18 protein-coding genes and 1 tRNA gene are annotated in these 19606 nt (G+C 68.4%); 11 read left to right on the top strand and 8 right to left on the bottom strand.

The window, feature by feature from the left end:
- Positions 1-84: 84 nt before the first annotated feature.
- Positions 85-1656 (bottom strand): glycerol kinase GlpK, encoded by a 1572-nt coding sequence (gene glpK / locus BKK80_RS15290; protein ID WP_071070133.1) that lies wholly within the window; start codon positions 1654-1656, stop codon positions 85-87.
- Positions 1657-1710: 54 nt separating this feature from the next.
- Here glpK and BKK80_RS15285 point away from each other — a divergent pair, with 54 nt between their 5' ends.
- Positions 1711-2601, top strand: coding sequence for an NUDIX hydrolase (locus tag BKK80_RS15285; protein WP_071016477.1), 891 nt, complete (start codon positions 1711-1713; stop codon positions 2599-2601).
- Positions 2602-2651: 50 nt separating this feature from the next.
- Positions 2652-3518 (top strand): formyltetrahydrofolate deformylase, encoded by an 867-nt coding sequence (gene purU / locus BKK80_RS15280; RefSeq protein WP_071070872.1) that lies wholly within the window; start codon positions 2652-2654, stop codon positions 3516-3518.
- Positions 3519-3627: 109 nt separating this feature from the next.
- On the opposite strand, the gene BKK80_RS15275 is transcribed toward purU, so the two are convergent.
- Complete coding sequence (locus BKK80_RS15275) at positions 3628-4398, bottom strand: DeoR/GlpR family DNA-binding transcription regulator (RefSeq protein ID WP_071014158.1); 771 nt, start codon at positions 4396-4398, stop codon at positions 3628-3630.
- Positions 4399-4579: 181 nt separating this feature from the next.
- Between BKK80_RS15275 and BKK80_RS15270 the strand changes: the two genes are divergently transcribed.
- The 6 genes from BKK80_RS15270 (at position 4580) to BKK80_RS15245 (ending at position 10729) form a co-directional block, all read left to right on the top strand.
- The gene (locus tag BKK80_RS15270; RefSeq protein ID WP_071014155.1) at positions 4580-5695 is read left to right on the top strand and encodes an ABC transporter ATP-binding protein; all 1116 of its coding nucleotides are present in this window, start codon (positions 4580-4582) and stop codon (positions 5693-5695) included.
- A gap of 1 nt (position 5696) precedes the next feature.
- On the top strand, positions 5697-6803 hold the full coding sequence (locus BKK80_RS15265; RefSeq protein ID WP_071070870.1) for an ABC transporter ATP-binding protein: 1107 nt from the start codon (positions 5697-5699) through the stop codon (positions 6801-6803).
- Complete coding sequence (locus tag BKK80_RS15260; protein WP_071014153.1) at positions 6800-7693, top strand: carbohydrate ABC transporter permease; 894 nt, start codon at positions 6800-6802, stop codon at positions 7691-7693. The genes BKK80_RS15265 and BKK80_RS15260 overlap by 4 nt, the downstream gene beginning before the upstream one ends.
- Positions 7686-8507 carry a carbohydrate ABC transporter permease gene (locus BKK80_RS15255; RefSeq protein ID WP_071014150.1) on the top strand — a complete coding sequence of 274 codons (822 nt, stop codon included), beginning with the start codon at positions 7686-7688 and terminating at the stop codon, positions 8505-8507. The genes BKK80_RS15260 and BKK80_RS15255 overlap by 8 nt, the downstream gene beginning before the upstream one ends.
- Before the next feature lie 15 nt (positions 8508-8522).
- Positions 8523-8831, top strand: coding sequence for a DUF2160 domain-containing protein (locus BKK80_RS15250; protein WP_071014148.1), 309 nt, complete (start codon positions 8523-8525; stop codon positions 8829-8831).
- A 167-nt stretch (positions 8832-8998) separates the two neighbouring features.
- Positions 8999-10729 (top strand): ABC transporter substrate-binding protein, encoded by a 1731-nt coding sequence (locus tag BKK80_RS15245; protein ID WP_071016473.1) that lies wholly within the window; start codon positions 8999-9001, stop codon positions 10727-10729.
- A 54-nt stretch (positions 10730-10783) separates the two neighbouring features.
- Here BKK80_RS15245 and BKK80_RS15240 read toward each other — a convergent pair whose 3' ends face one another.
- Positions 10784-12763 (bottom strand): sensor domain-containing diguanylate cyclase, encoded by a 1980-nt coding sequence (locus BKK80_RS15240; protein WP_071070131.1) that lies wholly within the window; start codon positions 12761-12763, stop codon positions 10784-10786.
- A 156-nt stretch (positions 12764-12919) separates the two neighbouring features.
- Complete coding sequence (locus BKK80_RS15235) at positions 12920-13792, bottom strand: LysR family transcriptional regulator (RefSeq protein WP_071070129.1); 873 nt, start codon at positions 13790-13792, stop codon at positions 12920-12922.
- A 156-nt stretch (positions 13793-13948) separates the two neighbouring features.
- Here BKK80_RS15235 and BKK80_RS15230 point away from each other — a divergent pair, with 156 nt between their 5' ends.
- Positions 13949-14551: a cysteine hydrolase family protein gene (locus tag BKK80_RS15230; RefSeq protein WP_071070127.1), complete on the top strand. Its 603-nt coding sequence runs from the start codon at positions 13949-13951 to the stop codon at positions 14549-14551.
- Between the two features lie 138 nt (positions 14552-14689).
- On the opposite strand, the gene BKK80_RS15225 is transcribed toward BKK80_RS15230, so the two are convergent.
- From BKK80_RS15225 to BKK80_RS15210, 4 genes are all read right to left on the bottom strand, one after another.
- A tRNA-Val gene (locus BKK80_RS15225) sits at positions 14690-14764 on the bottom strand.
- A 126-nt stretch (positions 14765-14890) separates the two neighbouring features.
- On the bottom strand, positions 14891-15601 hold the full coding sequence (gene dnaQ, locus BKK80_RS15220; protein WP_071014139.1) for a DNA polymerase III subunit epsilon: 711 nt from the start codon (positions 15599-15601) through the stop codon (positions 14891-14893).
- Positions 15602-15634: 33 nt separating this feature from the next.
- Complete coding sequence (rnhA, locus tag BKK80_RS15215; RefSeq protein WP_071038566.1) at positions 15635-16072, bottom strand: ribonuclease HI; 438 nt, start codon at positions 16070-16072, stop codon at positions 15635-15637.
- 88 nt (positions 16073-16160) lie between these two features.
- Positions 16161-16967 (bottom strand): class I SAM-dependent methyltransferase, encoded by an 807-nt coding sequence (locus BKK80_RS15210; RefSeq protein WP_071014137.1) that lies wholly within the window; start codon positions 16965-16967, stop codon positions 16161-16163.
- A 10-nt stretch (positions 16968-16977) separates the two neighbouring features.
- On the opposite strand from BKK80_RS15210, the gene gloB reads away from it, so the two are divergent.
- Complete coding sequence (gene gloB / locus BKK80_RS15205; RefSeq protein WP_071070126.1) at positions 16978-17787, top strand: hydroxyacylglutathione hydrolase; 810 nt, start codon at positions 16978-16980, stop codon at positions 17785-17787.
- Positions 17788-17929: 142 nt separating this feature from the next.
- Positions 17930-19591 (top strand): transglycosylase SLT domain-containing protein, encoded by a 1662-nt coding sequence (locus BKK80_RS15200; protein ID WP_071070124.1) that lies wholly within the window; start codon positions 17930-17932, stop codon positions 19589-19591.
- Positions 19592-19606 lie beyond the last annotated feature (15 nt).

Below are 19606 nucleotides of genomic sequence, written 5' to 3'. Positions count from 1 at the left end.
AGGTTCAAAACGGGTCAATCTTCGGGGAGTGCGGGTTGCTTCCCGGCCGCGCGCCGCAGGTGAGGGTGCGGTGCCGGGAGAGGGTCATGGCGCGCCGTCGGCCAAGTCCTCGCGGGCCCAGTCGCGGGCACGATCCACGGCGCGGTGCCAGCGCGCCAGGTGCTGCGCGCGCGCGTCGGCCGACAGGCGCGGCTCGAAGCGCTGCTCGACCTGCCATTGCCGGCTGATCTCGCCTTCGTCCTGCCAGTAGCCGGTGGCCAGGCCGGCCAGGTAGGCCGCGCCCAGCGCCGTGGTCTCGGTCACGCGCGGGCGCACCACGGTCGTGCCCAGCAGGTCGGCCTGCATCTGCATCAGCAGGTCGCTGCGCGAGGCGCCGCCGTCCACGCGCAGTTCGGCCAGGGAGATGCCGGCATCCTTCTGCATGGCGTCGAGCACGTCCACGCTCTGCAGGGCGATCGACTCCAGCGCGGCGCGCGCGATCTGCGGGCGTCCGGTGCCGCGCGTCATGCCGACCAGGGTGCCACGCGCGAACGCGTCCCAGTGCGGAGCCCCCAGGCCGGCGAAGGCCGGCACCAGCACGACGCCGCCGGTGTCTTCGCACTGGCGTGCCAGCGGTTCCACTTCCGCTGCGCTCCGGATGATCTGCAGGCCGTCGCGCAGCCACTGGATGGTGGCGCCGCCCATGAAGACCCCGCCTTCCAGGCAGTAGACGGTGCGCTCGCCGAAGCGCCAGCCCACCGTGGTCAGCAGGCGGTTGTGCGACGTCACCGGCTGGCTGCCGGTATTCATCAGCAGGAAACACCCGGTGCCATAGGTGTTCTTGGCCATGCCGGGCGACAGGCAGGCCTGGCCGAAGGTGGCGGCCTGCTGGTCGCCGGCGATGCCGGCGATCGGCACTTCGGCGCCAAACAGCCGGGATGCCGTACGCGCGACCTCGCCGCTCGAAGGTACCACCTCGGGCAGCACGCTGCGCGGGATGTCGAGCAGGGCGAGCAACTCGTCGTCCCAGGCGAAGCGATGGATATTGAACAGCATGGTGCGGGACGCATTCGACACGTCGGTGACGTGGCGCGCGCCGTCGGTGAGCTGCCAGACGAGCCAGGCGTCGACGGTGCCGAAGGCGAGTTCGCCGCGCTCGGCGCGTGCGCGCGCACCCTCGATGTGGTCGAGCATCCAGCGCAGCTTGGTGCCGGAGAAATAGGCGTCGACGATCAGGCCGGTACGCTCGCGGAACAATTCGCCGTGGCCCGAGGCCACCAGCGCCTCGCACATCGGCGCGGTGCGCCGGTCCTGCCAGACCAGCGCACGGCCGACCGGCTCGCCGGTGGCGCGGTCCCACAGCACGGTGGTTTCGCGCTGGTTGGTGATGCCGATGGCATGGAGCTGGCTGGCGGAGACGCCGGCGTCGTTCAGCACCTCATGCGCCACGGCGAGCTGCGATTGCCAGATCTCGTAGGGATCGTGCTCGACATGGCCGGGGTGTGGATAATACTGGCGGAATTCCCGCTGGGCCAGCCGCACCACGTTGCCGAAATGGTCGAACAGGATGGCGCGCGAACTGCTGGTGCCCTGGTCTAGCGCCAGCACGTAGCGTGGCTGTCCCTGCGGCAGGCCGGCGGGGTTCGGGGTTTGCGATGGCGTCGTGCTGTGCGTCATGCAAGCGGTCCTGTGAAGTCCTGAGCGTTCGCGCCAGTGCGCGGCGCGCGTTTCATGAAAGAGGCAGTCAATTTGTCCAAGCTTCCCGATTCCCCGGCCGGCACCGACGCGGTCGCCCGCATCGAGGCCGCGCTGGCGGCGCGCAGCCGCTTCGATGCCGCCGCCCACCTGCGGCTGATGGTGGGCGCCAGCCAGGTCGGCTGGCTGCCGCGCGCCCATGCCGAGATCCTGCTGGCCCAGCCGACCGTGCCCGCCGCGCTGGAGGCAAGGGGCGCGCACGAGGTCGCGCTGCTGCCGCGCTGCACGGATTTCGCCGCGCGCTCGGCGGCGCTGGCCGAACTGGCGCGCTGGCTGGCCGGCGCCGGCCACGTGCGCGGCTGGCGCGACGAACTGTTCGCCGTCACGCCGGCGTTGCAGGCGCCGGCGCTGGCCGTGGTCGAGCGCGCCGCGGCGCGTTTCTTCGGCCTGCTGACCTTCGCCTCGCACATGAACGGCATCGTCGGCGATGGCGATGGCCGGCGCCGCTTCTGGATCGCGCGCCGCAGCCCCGCCAAGGCGGTCGACCCTGGCATGTGGGATAACCTGGTGGCTGGCGGCATGCCCCATGGCAGCGACCCGCTGGCCACGCTGGTGCGCGAGTGCGAGGAGGAGTCGGGCATCCCGCCCGACCTGGCGGCGCAGGCGCAGGCCTGCGGGGTGATCGAGGTGCTGCGGGAATTACCTGAGGGGGTGCAGTGGGAGGCCGTCCATGCGTACGACCTGCTGCTGCCGGCCGGCTTCATTCCGGTCAATCGGGACGGCGAAGTGGCGGAGCACCGTCTTATCGAGCCGGGGCCATTGCTTGCTATCATGGCGGATGGCGCCATGACGGTCGACGCGACCCTGGTGACGCTGGATGCGCTCCGCCGCCGCGGCTGGGCGGCCTCCGGCACATCCCGCGCGTGAGCCGCGCGCTGCGCGGCCGGCCCGGCGGACATCCCAAAGAACAGAACACGATGAGCAACACCGGTTTCATTCTCACCATCTCCTGCCCTGACCAGCCCGGCATCGTGCATGCCGTGTCCGGCCTGCTGTTCCAGCATGGCTGCAATATCGTCGACTCCGCTCAGTACGGCGACGAGTACGCAGGCCGCTTCTTCATGCGCGTGCATTTCACCCCGCCCGCGGCCGGCCCCGACCTGGCGGCGCTGAAGGCGGCCTTCGCGTCGGTGGGCGAGCAGTTCGCCATGCAGTGGGACCTGTTCGACGCCAGCGTCAAGCCGCGCGTGATGATCATGGTGTCCAAGATCGGCCACTGCCTGAACGACCTGCTGTTCCGCGCCAAGGCCGGCGGACTGCCGGTAGAGATCGCCGCGATCGTGTCGAACCACCGCGACTTCTACCAGCTCGCCGCGTCCTACGACATTCCCTTCTTCCACCTGCCGCTGATGAACGCTTCGCGCGAGCAGAAGCTGGCCCAGGAGGGCAAGGTTTTCGAGGTGGTGCGCGAGCAGAACATCGACCTGGTGGTGCTGGCGCGCTACATGCAGGTGCTGTCCGACGACCTGTGCACCAAGCTGGCCGGCCGCGCGATCAACATCCACCACTCCTTCCTGCCCAGCTTCAAGGGCGCCAAGCCCTATTACCAGGCGCACGACCGCGGCGTGAAGCTGATCGGTGCCACGGCCCACTACGTGACGGCCGACCTGGACGAAGGCCCGATCATCGAGCAGGAGATCGAGCGTGTCGATCACAGCATGGATCCCGAGCAATTGACCGCGGTCGGCCGCGACGTGGAATGCGTGGCGCTGGCACGCGCGGTCAAGTGGCACGCCGAACACCGCATCCTGCTCAACGGCCACAAGACGGTGGTCTTCAAGTAAGCGGCAGGCGCCCGGACCATCCGTCCGGGACCGGACGGCGCGCCCTGCGCCGCCCGCATTGCCCGCGCGGCCGCCCGGCCGCGCCAGGCGGCCGGCGCCGGCCCGCGCCTCAAGGCTGGTCCGCGACCACACAGTTCACCTCGCTTTCGGCCAGCATCCGGTCGAAGGGCGCTTGCAGCGGCATGTCGGTGAAGAGCCGGTCGATCTGCGACAGGTGGGCCAGTTCCACCATGGCCTGGCGGTTGAACTTGCTGGCATCCGCCGCCAGCCATATCTCGCGCGCGTGCTCGATGATGGTCCGCGCCACCTTGACCTCGCGGAAGTCGTAGTCGCGCAGCGTGCCGTCGGCCTCGATGCCCGAGATGCCGATCAGGCCGATATCCACCTTGAACTGCCGGATGAAGTCGACCGTGGCTTCGCCGACGATGCCGCGATCGCGCGAGCGCAGCACGCCGCCGGCGACGATCACCTCGCAGTCGGGGTTATCGGCCAGGATGTTGGCCACGTTCAGGTTGTTGGTGATGACGCGCAGGCCCCGGTGGTGCAGCAGGGCGCGTGCCACCTCCTCGACCGTGGTGCCGATGTTCAGGATCAGCGAGCAGCCCTCCGGCACCGCAGCCGCGACCGCGCGCGCGATGCGCACCTTGCCTTCGGCGTTGAGCACCTGGCGCTGCCGGTAAGCGATGTTCTCGATGGTCGAGCCTTCGACCCGAACCCCGCCGTGGAAGCGCGCCAGCATGCCGTTTTCGGCCAGCAGGTTGACGTCGCGCCGCACGGTCTGCAGCGTCACGCCGAACTTGCGCGCGAGTTCTTCGATCGAGGCGAAGCCCTGGGTCCGGACTTCTTCGAGCAGGGCGGTTTGGCGTGGATTGAGCGTCATGCCCGCATTCTAGTTCAATCAGAAACGAAAACAAATGATGCGCTGCAAGATTGTTTTGCTTTCGTTTCTTTGCTAAAACGAGCGGGAAGCAGAAATACAAGAATCTTGCGCGAGCCCGACCGCGCAAACCGAGGCAGACATCAATGCCGCCAGCAGCGAGGCGGCGCGCGCAGGAGGCTGGATGCAGCTCAGACTGGAAGGCATTGCGCAGCAGGCAGGGTCGCAAGCCTATCTCTATCCGATGACAATTGCACCCGTGGCGGGTGCGGTCACGATTCTGCTGGGGGCCACCCAGGCCGGCAAGACCTCCTTGATGAGGGTGATGGCTGGACTTGACAGGCCGAGCGCCGGCAAGGTCCTGGTCGACGGCGTGGACGTGACCGGCGTGCCGGTGCGCCAGCGCAATGTGTCGATGGTCTACCAGCAATTCATCAACTACCCGTCGATGCGGGTATTCGACAACATCGCCTCGCCGCTGCGCTTGCGCGGCGGCGCCGATATCGCTGCGCGGGTCCGCTCGCTGGCGCAGCGCCTGCACATCGACCACCTGCTCGAGCGCTTTCCGTCCGAGCTGTCCGGCGGGCAGCAGCAGCGCGTGGCGCTGGCGCGCGCGCTCGCCAAGGACGCGCCGCTGATGCTGCTCGACGAGCCGCTGGTCAATCTCGACTACAAGCTGCGCGAGGAACTTCGCGAAGAGCTCAGCCAGCTGTTCGCCCACGGCGACGCCACCGTCATCTATGCCACCACGGAGCCGACCGAGGCCCTGCTGCTGGGCGGCCACACCGCCGTGCTCGATGCCGGCGAACTGCTGCAGTACGGGCCTACGCCGGAGGTGTTCCACTATCCCGACTCCCTGCGCGTGGCGCGCGCGTTCAGCGATCCGCCGATGAACCTGCTGCCCGGTGAACTGCATGGCGGGCGCGTGGCGCTGGGCGGCGACATCGTGCTGCCGCTGCCGGACGCGATGGCGCACGGCGGGCCGGTGACGGTCGGCGTGCGCGCCGGCGCGCTGCGGCTTGAAGCGGGGCCGGGTGCGGTCCGCGTGCCTGGCCGCGTCGCCCTGGCGGAACTGTCGGGCTCGGACACCTTCGTCCACGTCGATACCGCCGTCGGCAACCTGGTGGCGCAGTTCCCGGGCGTGGTCGATCTCGAACTGGGTGCCCAGCTCGCCCTGCATGTCGACCCGGACCAGGTCTACCTGTTCGACACGGCCGGGCGCCGCATCCATGCGCCGCGCCGGCCAGGCGGCCGGCCGGCACCGCTGGCGGCGGCGGTGGCCGCGGCGGGAGGATACTGACATGGCTCGCATCGATCTCGATCTCGCGCATTCCTACCTGGCGCAGCCGCATGCCGACGAAGACTACGCGCTGCTGCCGCTGCGCTTCACCTTCGAGGACGGTGGCGCGTACGCGCTGCTGGGTCCCTCGGGCTGCGGCAAGACCACGCTGCTGAACTGCATCTCCGGGCTGCTGCGGCCTTCGCACGGCACCATCGCCTTCGACGGGCGCGACGTCACCGCCGCCACGCCGCAGCAGCGCAATATCGCCCAGGTGTTCCAGTTCCCCGTCATCTACGACACCATGACGGTCGGCGAGAACCTCGCCTTCCCGCTGCGCAACCGCGGCGTGCCGCCGGACCAGGTGCGCGAGCGGGTCGGGCGCGTGGCCGAGATGCTGGACCTGTCGGCGTGGCTGGACCGGCGCGCCAGCGGGCTGGCTGCCGATGCCAAGCAGAAGATTTCGCTCGGCCGCGGCCTGGTGCGCAACGACGTCTCGGCGATCCTGTTCGACGAACCGCTGACGGTGATCGACCCGCACCTGAAGTGGCAGCTGCGGCGCAAGCTCAAGGAGATCCACCACGAGTTCAGGCTGACGCTGATCTACGTCACGCATGACCAGACCGAGGCCCTGACCTTTGCCGACCAGGTGCTGGTGATGTCGCGCGGCAAGACCGTGCAGGCGGGGCCGGCGGATGCCTTGTTCGAACGGCCGGCACACACCTTCGTCGGCCATTTCATCGGCTCGCCGGGCATGAACTTCCTGGCCGGGCAATGGCGCGACGGCGCCATCGAGATGGGCGGCCGCCGCTACACGCCGGAGCTGGCGCCGGCGCTGGGCCAGGCGCTGCAGGCGGCAGGCAGCTTCAAGGTCGGGGTGCGCCCCGAGTACCTGCGGCTGGCCGCGGCCAACGATCCGCAGGCGGTGCCGGTGGTGGTCGAGCGCGCCCAGGACATCGGCACCTACTGGCTGGTCACCGCCGCCGTGCACGAAGCCGGCGGCAAGGTCGCCACGCTGCGCGCCCGCATGGGCGGCGAAGCGGCGGCGCTGCGCGCGGGCGAGACCGCCTGGCTGTCGGCCTTCCATCGCCATACCTGCTACTACGTCAACGAGGAACTGGTGTCATGAGCACGCTCAAGCCCGTCAATCAGAAAGCCTGGCTGCTGGTGGTGCCGGTGGTGCTGTGCGTGGCCTTCTCGGCCATCCTGCCGCTGATGACCATCGTCAATTACTCTGTGCAGGACATCATCTCGCCCGAGCGCCGGGTCTTCGTCGGCACCGAGTGGTTCGCCACCGTGCTGCGCGACAGCGAGCTGCACGACGCGCTGCTGCGGCAGGTCGGATTCTCGCTGGCCGTGCTGCTGGTGGAGATCCCGCTGGGCATCCTGCTGGCGCTGTCGATGCCGGCCAGGGGCTGGCAGGCGTCGGCGGTACTGGTGGTCATCGCGCTGTCGCTGCTGATTCCGTGGAACGTGGTGGGTACTATCTGGCAGATCTTCGGGCGTACCGACATCGGCCTGCTGGGCGCCGCGCTCGACGCCATGGGCTTCGCCTACAACTACACCGGCAGTGCGCTCGACGCCTGGCTGACCGTGCTGGTGATGGACGTATGGCACTGGACACCTCTGGTCGCGCTGCTGTGCTACGCGGGACTGCGCGCCATCCCCGACGCCTACTACCAGGCAGCCAAGATCGACGGCGCCAGCCGCCTGGCCGTGTTCCGCTACATCCAGCTGCCCAAGCTGCGCGGCGTGCTGATGATCGCCGTGCTGCTGCGCTTCATGGACAGCTTCATGATCTATACCGAGCCCTTCGTGCTGACCGGCGGCGGGCCGGGCAACGCTACCACCTTCCTGTCGCAGTACCTGACGCAGAAGGCCGTCGGCCAGTTCGATCTCGGTCCCGCGGCCGCGTTCTCCATCGTCTACTTCCTGATCATCCTGCTCCTGTGCTTCGTCCTGTACAACTGGATGCAGCGCGCGGGCACCGCCGGTGCGGAGGACATGCCCAATGCCTGAAGCCAAGCAGCACGCCACCTGGTGGCGCAATGCCTTCCTGCTGGTCTACCTGCTGTTCGCCATCGTGCCGATCTACTGGATGGTGAACATGTCGTTCAAGACCAATGAGGAGATTCTCTCCACGCTGTCGTTATGGCCGGTGGACTTCACGCTGGAGCACTACCGGACCATCTTCACCGATGCCTCCTGGTATTCCGGCTACATCAACTCGCTGATCTACGTGGCGCTGAACACCGTGATCTCGATCACGGTCGCGCTGCCGGCGGCCTATGCGTTTTCGCGCTACCGCTTCATCGGCGACAAGCACGTGTTCTTCTGGCTGCTGACCAACCGCATGACGCCGCCCGCGGTGTTCCTGCTACCCTTCTTTCAGCTCTACTCGACCATCGGCCTGATGGATTCCCACCTGGGCGTGGCGCTCGCCCACCTGGTATTCAACGTGCCGCTGGCAGTGTGGATCCTGGAAGGCTTCATGTCCGGCGTGCCGCGCGAGATCGACGAGACGGCCTATGTCGACGGCTACTCCTTCCCGCGCTTCTTCCTCACCGTCTTCCTGCCGCTGATCAAGGCAGGCGTGGGCGTGGCCGCCTTCTTCTGCTTCATGTTCAGCTGGGTCGAGCTGCTGCTGGCACGCACGCTGACCTCGGTCAACGCCAAGCCCATCGTCGCCACCATGACGCGCACCGTGTCGGCATCCGGCATGGACTGGGGCGTGCTGGCCGCGGCCGGTGTGCTGACCATCGTGCCCGGCGGCATCGTGATCTGGTTCGTGCGGCACTACATCGCGAAGGGCTTCGCGATGGGTCGCGTCTGATGCGGAGGAAAGTCCATGTTCAGCTGGATGGTCTGGACCACGCCGGTGGCCGTCTTCTTTTCCTGCATCGTGGTGATGCTGGCCCTCATGACGCTGTGGGAGACGCGCGCGCCGTCGGTGCTGCGCAAGGGTTTCCTGCCCATCGCGACCACGCGCGGCGACCGTCTCTTCATCGGGCTGATGTGCGCCGCCTGGATCAACCTGGCCTGGGTCGGGCTGGGCGAGAAGATGGCGGGCTGGTTCTCGCTGGCCGATGAGCCGTCGGTATGGATCAGCTTCGTGGTGTCGATGCTGGTGCTGGCGCTGATCCTGCGCAAGGGCTGAGAGCCGCGGCAGCGGTCGCACGGCCGGCGCCGGAGCAGGGCGCGGCGGAGCAGGGTGGAGTAGAGATATCCGAGCCAATGGGCCTGGCGGCTTGTCCCTTCCCGGGGCCGCGGTCCAACGATACAGCGGGAAGGGGGAGTCACGAGGAGGCGTTCATGAAGGTGCAGATGAAGTTGGGCATGACGGCGTTCGCCTGCGCAGCGGCGCTGGCCTGCGGCCACGCGGCCTGGGCCGGCGAAGCCGATGCCAAGAAGTGGGTCGACAACGAGTTCCAGCCGTCCTCGCTGTCCAAGGACAAGCAGCTGGCCGAGATGAAATGGTTCATCGACGCTGCCGCCAAACTCAAGGCCAAGGGCGTCACGCAGATCAGCGTGGTATCGGAGACGCTGACGACCCACGAGTACGAATCGAAGACCCTGGCCAAGGCCTTCGAGGAGATCACCGGGATCAAGGTGACCCACGACATCATCCAGGAAGGCGACGTGGTCGAGAAGCTGCAGACCTCGATGCAGTCGGGCAAGTCCATCTATGACGGCTGGATCTCCGACTCCGACCTGATCGGCACGCACTACCGCTACGGCGCCATCCTGCCGCTGAGCGACTACATGAGCGGCGCGGGCAAGGAGTGGACCAACCCCGGACTCGACGTCAAGGACTTCATCGGCACCAAGTTCACCACTGCGCCCGACGGCAAGCTCTACCAGCTGCCCGACCAGCAGTTTGCCAACCTGTACTGGTTCCGCGCCGACTGGTTCGCGCGCCAGGACCTGAAGGACAAGTTCAAGGCCAAGTACGGCTACGAGCTGGGCGTGCCGACCAACTGGTCGGCCTACGAGGACATCGCCGAGTTCTTCACCAACGACGTCAAGGAGATCGACGGCAAGAAGGTCTTCGGCCACATGGACTACGGCAAGAAGGACCCGTCGCTCGGCTGGCGCTTCACCGACGCCTGGCTGTCGATGGCCGGTGCCGCCGACAAGGGCCTGCCCAACGGCTTGCCGGTCGACGAGTGGGGCATCCGCGTGGCCGCGGACAAGTGCACGCCGGTGGGCGCCTCGGTGGCGCGTGGCGGTGCCACCAACAGCCCGGCCGCGGTCTACGCGCTGACCAAGTACATCGACTGGATGAAGAAGTACGCGCCACCGCAGGCGATGGGCATGACCTTCTCGGAAGCGGGCCCGGTGCCGGCGCAGGGGCAGATCGCGCAGCAGGTGTTCTGGTACACCGCGTTCACGGCCGACATGACCAAGAAGGGCCTGCCGGTGGTCAATGCCGACGGCAGCCCGAAGTGGCGCATGGCGCCGTCGCCCTACGGCCCGTACTGGAAGCAGGGCATGCAGAACGGCTACCAGGACGTGGGCTCCTGGACCTTCTTCAAGAACACCGATCCCAACCGCCTCGCCGCGGCCTGGCTGTACGCGCAGTTCGTGACCTCGAAGACGGTGTCGCTGAAGAAATCGCTGACCGGGCTGACCTTCATCCGAGACAGCGATATCCACCACGAGTACCTGACCAAGAACGCGGCCAAGTACGGCGGCCTGATCGAGTTCTACCGCAGCCCGGCGCGGGTGGCATGGACGCCGACCGGCACCAACGTGCCCGACTATCCGAAGCTCGCGCAGCTCTGGTGGAAGAACGTGGCCACGGCTGTCACTGGCGAGAAGACGCCGCAGGCCGCGATGGACAACCTCGCCGACGAGATGGAGCAGGTGATGGGGCGGCTGCAGCGCGCCGGCATGGCGAACTGCGCGCCCAAGCTCAACCCGAAGGAGGATCCGGCCAAATGGCTGTCGAGCGAGCATGCGCCTTGGCAGAAGCTGTCCAACGAGAAGCCCAAGGGTGAAACCATCGCCTACGACAAGCTGCTGCAGGCATGGAAGGAAGGGCGGGTGCGCTGAGCCCCGGCCGGCGTGCCCCGCGCGGGGGCGCGCCGGCGGCGTGGCGGCCGGGCTTCAGGCCCGGTCGTGCACGACCTGCAAGGCGTAGCGCGCCTTGCCGCGCCGCTTGGCTTCGTAGAGCGCCATGTCCGCGCGCATGAACAGTTCGCTGGCAGTCTGGCCGTCGCCGGCCAGGTGCACGGCGGCGCCGACGCTGGCGGTGGCCATCAGTGTGCGGCCGGCGATCCGGTGCGCTTGCAGCGAACCCTGCACGATGCCCTGGGCGATCCGCTCGAGATCGGCCGGCGCGATCGCATTGCGCAGCACGATGGCGAATTCGTCGCCGCCGATGCGGGCGACTGCGTCGCCTTCGCGCACGCACGCCGACAGGCGCCTGCCGAACCCTGCCAGCAGTTCGTCGCCCACGGCGTGTCCGTGGCTGTCGTTGATGTGCTTGAAGTCGTCCAGGTCGACGAGCATCAGGGCGATGCTCTGGTCTGGCCCCTCGCCCGGGTTCATGGCTTCGGCCAGGCAGCGGTCGAAGCCTTTACGGTTGAGCAGGCCGGTCAGGTGGTCGCTGACGGTCTGCGCTTCCAGCGAGCGCAGCGCCTGGCGCTCGGCGGTCACGTTGCGGGCGAACATATAGAGGCCGACGACCGTATCGCGCGCGTCGTCCCAGGCAGGCTGGCAACTGACTTCCAGGCATTCGGTGCCGTCCGGGCTTTCCTGAGTGTAGGTCACGGCCCTGCCGGCGAACGCCTGCTCCAGGTGAGGCCGCACGGCCAGATAGGTCGGCATACCCCACAGTTCCCGCAGCTTGAGGCCGACGATCTGCTGCACCGGCAGCCCGAAATGGCGCGCATAGGCCTGGTTGACGAAGACGTAGCGCTCCTTCGCGTCGACCAGGGAGATGAAGTCCGGCACATGGTTGGCGATGGCCTCGATCCGCTTCTCGCTCTCGGCGGCCAGGTCCTTGGCAGCCTTGAGCGCGCTCTCGCGCTCATGAAGCTGGCGCACGACGCCGGCGAAGGCCGAGGCGAGCTGGCCGATCTCGTCCCGGCGCTGCGTCGGCAACTGGTTGAGCGCGTCGGCGTTGAGCGCCACGGCGTCGACGGCCCGATGGAAGTCTTCGAGCGGCTTGAGCAGGCGCCGCACCACCAGCCACATCAGGCCGGCAGCCCCCGCCAGCGTCAGCAGGCCGATCAGCAGCCACTTGTGACGCACGTCGATCAGCGGCAGGAAGGCTTGCTCGGCCGGCAGCACCGACACGACGGTCCAGCCGTTCAGGTCGAGACTGCGGCGCGTGACGACGGGGCGCGCGGGCCGCAGGAACTCCCAGGGTTTGGCCGCCGGTGTCGCCAGGCCACAGGCGTCGGCCGTGCCCTGCGCCGCCGGCAGCATGATCCTGGCCGGCTCGGCGTGCATCGCATAGCGCGGATTCTGCCCGGAGGACACCAGGCAATAGATGCCGCCGCTGCCGAGGCGGCCGTCGCGCAACTCGTGCAGGAAGTTGTCCTCGGCCAGGTTGAGCGCGCCGCCGACCACCGCTCGCAGCGTTCCGTCCGGCGCGCGCAGTGGCACGGCGAGCACCATGCCCGGTGCGCTGCTCATGCGCCCGTAGAGCAGGTCGGAGGTCGCCACGGAGGCGCCCGCCTCGAGTGCGCGGAAATAGTCGCGGTCCTTGACCTGCAGCCGTCGCTCCTGGGGCACGGCGGTGCTGAAGGCGACATCGCCGTCCGGCCAGGCCAGGAAGACAGCATTGAAGTCCTCCGGCGTGTCCACCATCCCGGAGGCGAAGACCCGCAGCGTCGCCGGCGGCTGGTCGAGCATCGGTTCGAGCTGGCGCGCCAGCCGGCGCAGCAGGTGGATGCGGCTGTCGAACTTGTCGTCCAGGTGCTGCGCGACGAGGTCGGTCTGCCGGGCCTGCTCGGTCTCCAGCAGCTGGCGCAGCGATGCATAGGCGTAATACTGGGAGGCCAGCACACGCACGCCGAGAATCAGCGTCACCACCAGCGCGGCGGCGAGAGCTACCCGGTATTTCAAAGAGTGCCGCATGCGTGCTTGCTTCGTGCTTCTTCTGGCCTGTGGGGACGCGGATCGAACGCGGCCGGTGCCGCGATCTGCCCATGCCTGCCGGCACGGAACCGACAGTCAAGATTAGCAGAAGCGAAGGAGCGCAGGTACAGGTGAAGGTCCGGCATCAAGGGCAGGTCAAGGGCAGGTGGCGAGCGTCTGCTGCAACCAGTCGATGACCGGACGGAAGCGCGAGTGGCCGCGGAATTCCGCCGGATAGGCGAGCCAGATCTCGCGCGTTACTTCCGGCACATCGTGCAGCTTCGCCAGGCTGACATCGTGAGCGGCCAGGTAGTGCGGCAGCAGGCCCGCACCCAGGCCGGCCCGCACCGCCTGCTGCACGGCATGCAGGCTGTTGGACTGGAAGGCGACCGGGCCGCCGCGCGCCTGCGGCCAGGCGCACTCGGGCAGGCCGAGGCCATCGTCCAGCAGCGCACAGCAGGGCAGGGCAGCGCTCGCGCTGGCATCCGGGCGGTGCATCGCCGCGTCGCGGGCGCGCACGTAGAAGCCGAATTGCACGGTGCCGGCACGCTGCGCCACGACATCCTCCTCCTGCGGGCGTGCCAGTCGCACCGCGATATGCGCGCGGCGGCGCGCCAGGCTGGCAACGCGGTTGTCCAGTTCGAGCCGTACCTGGATGGCTGGATGGGCGGCGTACAGGCCCGGCAGCCGCGGTGTGAGGAATTCGCTGCCGAGCGCGGCAGTGGCGGCCATCCGCACCTCGCCCGAGACGCCGGCTCCGGCGTGTTCGGTCTCCCGCAGCAGGCGATCCGCGCTGCGTTCCATCTGGCGCGCCGCCTCCAAGGCCGCGCGGCCGGTGCCGGTGAGGACGAAGGCGCCGTCGGTGCGCGTGGCGACCGCGCCGCCGAGCGCGGCTTCCAGGCGCCGTATGCGGCGGATCGCGGTGGCATGGGTGAGACCGAGTTCGCGTGCGCAGGCGGAATAGCTGCCGCAGCGTTGCAGTGCCGACAGGGTCAGCAGGTCATCCCAGCAGAGTGAACGTTTTTGCACAGCGATCGTGAGGGATTGGAGAATTGGCGTACAGCTTAGCGCAGCCTAAGATGGCTGCGAAGCGTCCCGGAAGGCGCCTGCCGCGCCTCTGGCCCGCGGTGGTGCGCGCCGCTATCCCTGGGCCGCCCCTGCCACCTGTACCAGGAGATCCTCGCTATGTCCCAAGCCTTCACCCTGCTCGATCTTGCCGGCGCCAGCCGCGCGCCGTCCGCCTGGGACGCCGCCGTGCTGCTGCTGATCGACCACCAGCGTGAATATGTCGATGGCCGGCTGCCGCTGAGTGGCATGCCGGCGGCGGTGGCCCGCTGCGCCGCGCTGCTGGCGCAGGCGCGCGAGCGGGGCGCACCGGTCGTCCACGTGGTCCACCATGGGCGCCCGGGTAGCGGGGCCTTCGATCCGAGCGGACCCTACGCGGCCATCATCGCCGACCTCGTTCCGGCTGCCGGCGAAGCCACCGTGGTCAAGGGGCTGCCGAACAGCTTCGCCGGCACCGACCTCGCCGCGGTGCTCGCGCGGGCCGGTCGCAAGGAACTGGTGGTGGCGGGTTTCCAGACGCATATGTGCGTCAGCGCGACGGTGCGCGCGGCGCTCGATCACGGCTATCGCAGCACCGTGGTGGCGGGCGCCTGCGCTACGCGCGACCTGCCGGATCCGCTCGGCGGGCCTGCGCTGCCGGCGGCGCAGGTGCATCGCGCCGCGCTGGCCGCGCTGCATGACCGTTTCGCCACCGTGGTGCCGGACGAGGAGGTCTGGCGGTAAGCGCGCAAGGTAGGGGGGGGCGCTTGCTCCTTCCTTCGCCAAAGCCGAAGCGCCCAGGCATGATGGCGCAAAACAAAAAACCCCGAGGCCTTCCGGCTTCGGGGTTTTTTGGCAACGTAAGGCGTTGCCAGCCAAATCTGGTGGGTGGTACAGGGATTGAACCTGTGACCCCTGCCGTGTGAAGGCAGTGCTCTACCGCTGAGCTAACCACCCCTGCTGCTGCGTTGTTGCTGTCGTGCAGCGGAGAAATGAGATTATGCAGAAGCCGCGGTATCTTGTAAAGCCCTTTCCGCAAAATTCTTGCGGCGCTGCGCCATTGGCACTTTGCCGCAGGTGGCTTCAGGCCGCCGGCACCTCCTGCCAGACGGTCTTGCCGCCGCTCGCTTTGTCGAGTTCCTTCAGCACTGCTGCATGGGCGGCCACCTCTTCCTCGCTGGCGCGCAGCACGGGCAGGTCGAGCGCGGACAGGTCCGCCGAGGCCACCGCGTGACCCGGTCCGTCGCCATCGTCGAGGGCATCGATGACCAGGGAGTCCTGGCCGCGCGTCATGGCGAGGTAGACCTCGGCCAGCAGTTCCGCATCCAGCAAGGCGCCGTGCAGCGTCCGGTGCGCGTTGCTGACGCCCAGCCGATCGCACAGCGCATCGAGCGAATTGCGCTTGCCGGGGAACATCTGGCGCGCTTCCTTGAGCGTATCGATCACGCCGCCGACGTGCTCGCGGAATGGCGGCAGGCCGAGCAGCTGGAATTCCATGTCGAGGAAGCCCAGGTCGAAGCTCGCGTTGTGGATGATCAACTCGGCATCGCGCACGAACTCGCGGATGGGCTCGACCACCTCGGCGAAGCGCGGCTTGTCCGAGAGGAACTCGAGCGTCAGCCCGTGCACGGCGATCGCGCCTTCGTCGATCTCGCGCTCGGGGTTGACGTAGAAATGCAGATTGCGCCCCGTCAGGCGCCGGTTGACCATCTCCACACAGCCGATTTCAATCAGGCGGTCGCCGGTGGCGGCATTCAGGCCGGTGGTTTCGGTATCGAGAACGATCTGTCGCATGGCGGGCATTCTACCGGAGCGCGCGGGCAGGCCTCAGGCCGCCAGCGAGGCGACGCCCCGGTTGGCCAGCGCGTCGGCGCGCTCGTTGCCGGGATGGCCGTTGTGGCCGCGCACCCAGTGCCAGCTGACCTGGTGGCGTGCGGCCTCGACGTCCAGCGACTGCCACAGGTCGGCATTCTTGACCGGTTTCTTGTCGGCGGTCTTCCAGCCACGCGCCTTCCACCCGGGCAGCCATTCGCTGATGCCCTTCTGCACATACTGGGAGTCGGTATAGACCTGGATGCGGCATGGGCGCTTGAGCGCCCGCAAGGCCTCGATCACCGCGGTCAGTTCCATGCGGTTGTTGGTGGTGCCGCGCTCGCCGCCGAACAGTTCCTTCTCGCTCGTGCCGGCCACCAGCAGCGCGCCCCAGCCGCCGGGGCCAGGATTGCCCTTGCAGGCGCCATCGGAATAGATCGTGACTTCTTGCAGTGCTTCCATGTGATTCAAGGTTCGTGCCGGCCCGCGCGCGGCCCGGCGATGTGGATTGGCGATAGGGATTGGCGTCAGGGCCGGGCGCCTAGGCGCCGCCGCGAGGCGTGCCGCCAGGGGCCTTGCCGTGGGTGCCGGTCGGGGTGGCCACCGGTGCCGCCACCGGCTTGAGGGACGCCTTGGCCGGCTTCCATGCCGGGCCGACCAGGCGCACGCCGCGCACCCGCTTGATCGCCGAGATCATGTAGACGGCGCCGAAGATCGGCCACCAGCGGTCGCCCGCCTTCTCCATGAAGGCCGCGCGCTGCAGCCAGCGCTCGGTGCGGTAGGGCGGGCAGTAGCAGCCGAAGCGGCCACGGATGATATCGAAGCCGAGCAGCTTGAGCCAATCCTTGATGCGCACGAAACCGATCGACTGCGCGTCGGTCGGAAGGAAGGGCTCGACGCCGATGCGGTTCAGGCCCTGGCGGGCCCCCCACAGGCTCATCGGGTTGAAGCAGGTGACGACCACGCGGCCCTCAGGCATCAGTACCCGCGCGACCTCGCGCAGCACCTCGTGCGGATACTCGCTGAACTCCAGCACATGGGGCAGGGTGACGAGGTCCAGGCTCTGTGTGTCGAAGGGCAGTTCGTCGAAACGGCACAACAGCTGACGCGCGTCGGGCTGGCCGCTGCGCGGACCGTGCGGACCGCCGTCCGCGTCCAGCGCAAGCGCCGAGAAGGGCATGCGGTTCTCGCGCAGGGTGTCGATCACCGGCAGGCCGAGCTGCACAGCGTGGTAGCCGAAGATGTCCGTCACCGTGCGATCGTACTGGCCCTGTTCCCAGCCGAGCATGTACTGCCCGGGTGGCGAGGCGAGCCAGCCTTCCCAATCTATAATCGGTCGGTCGGACATAGGAGCAAGTATGTTGAGAGTGGAGCCGATTCCTGCATTCCAGGATAACTATATCTGGGCGATCCACGATGGTCACTGCGCCGCCGTGGTGGATCCCGGCGAGGCGGGCCCGGTCGAGCGTTTCCTGGCACAGCATCGGCTGGCTCTGGGCGCTATTGTAATCACCCATCACCACGGCGATCACCAGGGCGGCGTCGCGGACCTGCTGCAGGCGCATCCGCTCGCGCCCGGCGGCGGCCCGCTGCCGGTCATCGGGCCGGCCGGCGAGCGCATCGGCGGCCGCACCCAGGCCGTGCGCGAAGGCGACGTGGTGGCACTGGCGGCGCCAGCGTTGCAGCTGCGCGTGCTGGACGTGCCCGGTCACACGGCTGGCCATGTGGCCTACGTGGCGGATGACTCCGCACTTGGCGACAGCGGTCCGGCCGTGTTCTGCGGCGATACCCTGTTCGCCAGCGGCTGCGGCCGGCTGTTCGAGGGCTCTCCGGCGCAGATGCTGGACTCGCTCGACAAGCTGGCGGCATTGCCGCCCGCCACCCGCGTCTACTGTGCGCATGAGTACACCGCCTCCAATGTGCGTTTCGCGCTGGCGGTGGAGCCGGCCAATGCGGCGCTGGCCGACTGGCAGGCACGCGTGCAGGATCTGCGCGGGCAGGGCCGGCCGACCGTGCCCACCACGATCGGGCTGGAGCGTGCGGTCAATCCTTTCCTGCGCTCGCGCGAGCCGGCGGTGCGTGCGGCGCTCGTTGCCCATGGGAGCCACCCCGGCAACGATGCGGCGGCTTTCGGCGCACTGCGCGGCTGGAAGGACGGCTTCCGCTAGGGTCCGCCCGGCCGCCATCGCGCCGGGCGCTTCCCGCGTCTCTCGACGGTTGCCCGGCTTTGCCGGGGGAGAATCTCATTGACGCCATAGCGCGTTTTTCATAGCATCAGGCAATTTTTTAGCGTCACGATTCGAGAAATTGATGAAAATTGGTCGATTCATGGCGGTGGTCGCCTGCGCTGCCTTGCTGGCAGCGTGCGCGGGCGCGCCGCCCGCCGCCGATACGGCCGGCACAGCGACCGCGCAGCGTGGCACGCCCGACCCGCTCAACAGCCTGACCACCGGCAAGGCAGCCGGCGGGCTGAACGCGGCCAGCGGCAAGCCGCCCGCAGGTGGCGAAGGCGGCGGCAGGGATTGGCTGAACGTCCAGCAGAACGATATCTGGGACCGTATCCGGCGCGGCTTCGCCATGCCCGACCTGGAAGGCACGCTGGTGGACGACCGCACGCAGTGGTATGCCCAGCGCCCCGAGTACATGGAGCGCATGATCAGCCGCTCGAGCCGCTACCTCTACCACATCGTCGAGGAACTCGAGCGTCGCAACATGCCGACCGAGCTGGCGTTGCTGCCCTTCGTCGAGAGCGCGTTCAACCCGCAGGCCGAGTCGAGCGCCAAGGCGGCCGGCATGTGGCAGTTCATCCCGAGCACGGGCAAGACCTACAAGCTCAAGCAGAACATGTTCCGCGACGAGCGCCGCGACGTGCTGGCCTCGACCGATGCCGCGCTCGACTACCTGGCGCGCCTGTACGACATGTTCGGCGACTGGCAGCTGGCGCTGGCGGCCTACAACTGGGGCGAAGGCGCCGTGTCGCGCGCGATCTCGCGCAACCAGGCGCGCGGGCTGCCGACCGACTACGCCAGCCTGAGCATGCCGAACGAAACGCGTTACTACGTGCCGAAGCTGCAGGCGGTCAAGAACATCATCAGCAACCCCGAGCTCTACGGCATCAAGCTGCCGGACATTCCCGACCATCCCTACTTCGTCACCGTCACTACCTCGCGCGACATCGACGTGGCGCTGGCCGCCAAGCTGGCCAACATGCCGCTGGAGGAGTTCAAGGCGCTCAACCCCTCCTTCAACCGCCCAGTGATCCTCGGCGCGGCCAACCCGCAGATCCTGCTGCCCTTCGACAACGCGGAGCGCTTCCAGTACAACCTCAATACCTATCGCGGCGGCCTGTCGAGCTGGACCGCCGTCACGGTGGACAACCGCGAGCGGGTGGAGGCGCTGGCGGCGCGGCTGAAGATCGATCCGGACACCCTGCGCGAGATCAACCGCATACCCAAGGGCATGCGGCTGAAGGCCGGCTCGACGGTGATGATCCCGCGTACCGAACGCAATGACGAGGACATCAGCGCCAGCGTGGCCGACAATGCCATGCTGGCCGTGGAGCCCGATCTCCCCGATGCCCGGCGCGTCGTGGTGCGCGCGGGGCGGCGCGACACGGTGGCGTCGATCGCGCGGCGCTACGGCGTCACCGCCAGCCAGCTGATGGGCTGGAACCACCTGCCCGGCACCAAGCTGGTGGCAGGCCAGAGCCTGGTGCTGATGGTGCCGGTGCGCGCCGGCGGCGCGCGTGCCGAGCCGGCGGCGCGGGGTGGTGCAGAGGTCGTGCGCGTGTCGGCGCACCCGCGTGCGGAAGCGCGGGCCGAGCCGCGCGGGCGCGCCACGGCGGCGCCGGCGCGCAAGGCCGCGCCGACGGCCAGGGGCGCCGCCGCCAAGGCTGCCCCCGCTCCCAGGGCCGCTACCGCCAAGGCGGCGCCGGCCAAGGCGTCGGCTGGCAAGGGCGGCAAGAAGCACTGACGGCCGCGGCTGGCG

This window comes from Cupriavidus malaysiensis, assembly GCF_001854325.1.
Classification (GTDB): Bacteria; Pseudomonadota; Gammaproteobacteria; order Burkholderiales; family Burkholderiaceae; genus Cupriavidus; species Cupriavidus malaysiensis.
Note: the sequence above shows the minus strand (reverse complement) of the source record. Positions and strands in the feature narration are given on the sequence as shown.

What these genes read in the sequence shown, in the direction of transcription:
- glpK (WP_071070133.1), bottom strand. Translation starts at nt 1,656, where the DNA reads ATGACGCACAGCACGACGCCATCGCAAACCCCGAACCCCGCCGGCCTG.
- BKK80_RS15285 (WP_071016477.1), top strand. Translation starts at nt 1,711, where the DNA reads ATGAAAGAGGCAGTCAATTTGTCCAAGCTTCCCGATTCCCCGGCCGGC.
- purU (WP_071070872.1), top strand. Translation starts at nt 2,652, where the DNA reads ATGAGCAACACCGGTTTCATTCTCACCATCTCCTGCCCTGACCAGCCC.
- BKK80_RS15275 (WP_071014158.1), bottom strand. Translation starts at nt 4,398, where the DNA reads ATGACGCTCAATCCACGCCAAACCGCCCTGCTCGAAGAAGTCCGGACC.
- BKK80_RS15270 (WP_071014155.1), top strand. Translation starts at nt 4,580, where the DNA reads ATGCAGCTCAGACTGGAAGGCATTGCGCAGCAGGCAGGGTCGCAAGCC.
- BKK80_RS15265 (WP_071070870.1), top strand. Translation starts at nt 5,697, where the DNA reads ATGGCTCGCATCGATCTCGATCTCGCGCATTCCTACCTGGCGCAGCCG.
- BKK80_RS15260 (WP_071014153.1), top strand. Translation starts at nt 6,800, where the DNA reads ATGAGCACGCTCAAGCCCGTCAATCAGAAAGCCTGGCTGCTGGTGGTG.
- BKK80_RS15255 (WP_071014150.1), top strand. Translation starts at nt 7,686, where the DNA reads ATGCCTGAAGCCAAGCAGCACGCCACCTGGTGGCGCAATGCCTTCCTG.
- BKK80_RS15250 (WP_071014148.1), top strand. Translation starts at nt 8,523, where the DNA reads ATGTTCAGCTGGATGGTCTGGACCACGCCGGTGGCCGTCTTCTTTTCC.
- BKK80_RS15245 (WP_071016473.1), top strand. Translation starts at nt 8,999, where the DNA reads ATGAAGTTGGGCATGACGGCGTTCGCCTGCGCAGCGGCGCTGGCCTGC.
- BKK80_RS15240 (WP_071070131.1), bottom strand. Translation starts at nt 12,763, where the DNA reads ATGCGGCACTCTTTGAAATACCGGGTAGCTCTCGCCGCCGCGCTGGTG.
- BKK80_RS15230 (WP_071070127.1), top strand. Translation starts at nt 13,949, where the DNA reads ATGTCCCAAGCCTTCACCCTGCTCGATCTTGCCGGCGCCAGCCGCGCG.
- dnaQ (WP_071014139.1), bottom strand. Translation starts at nt 15,601, where the DNA reads ATGCGACAGATCGTTCTCGATACCGAAACCACCGGCCTGAATGCCGCC.
- BKK80_RS15210 (WP_071014137.1), bottom strand. Translation starts at nt 16,967, where the DNA reads ATGTCCGACCGACCGATTATAGATTGGGAAGGCTGGCTCGCCTCGCCA.
- gloB (WP_071070126.1), top strand. Translation starts at nt 16,978, where the DNA reads ATGTTGAGAGTGGAGCCGATTCCTGCATTCCAGGATAACTATATCTGG.
- BKK80_RS15200 (WP_071070124.1), top strand. Translation starts at nt 17,930, where the DNA reads ATGAAAATTGGTCGATTCATGGCGGTGGTCGCCTGCGCTGCCTTGCTG.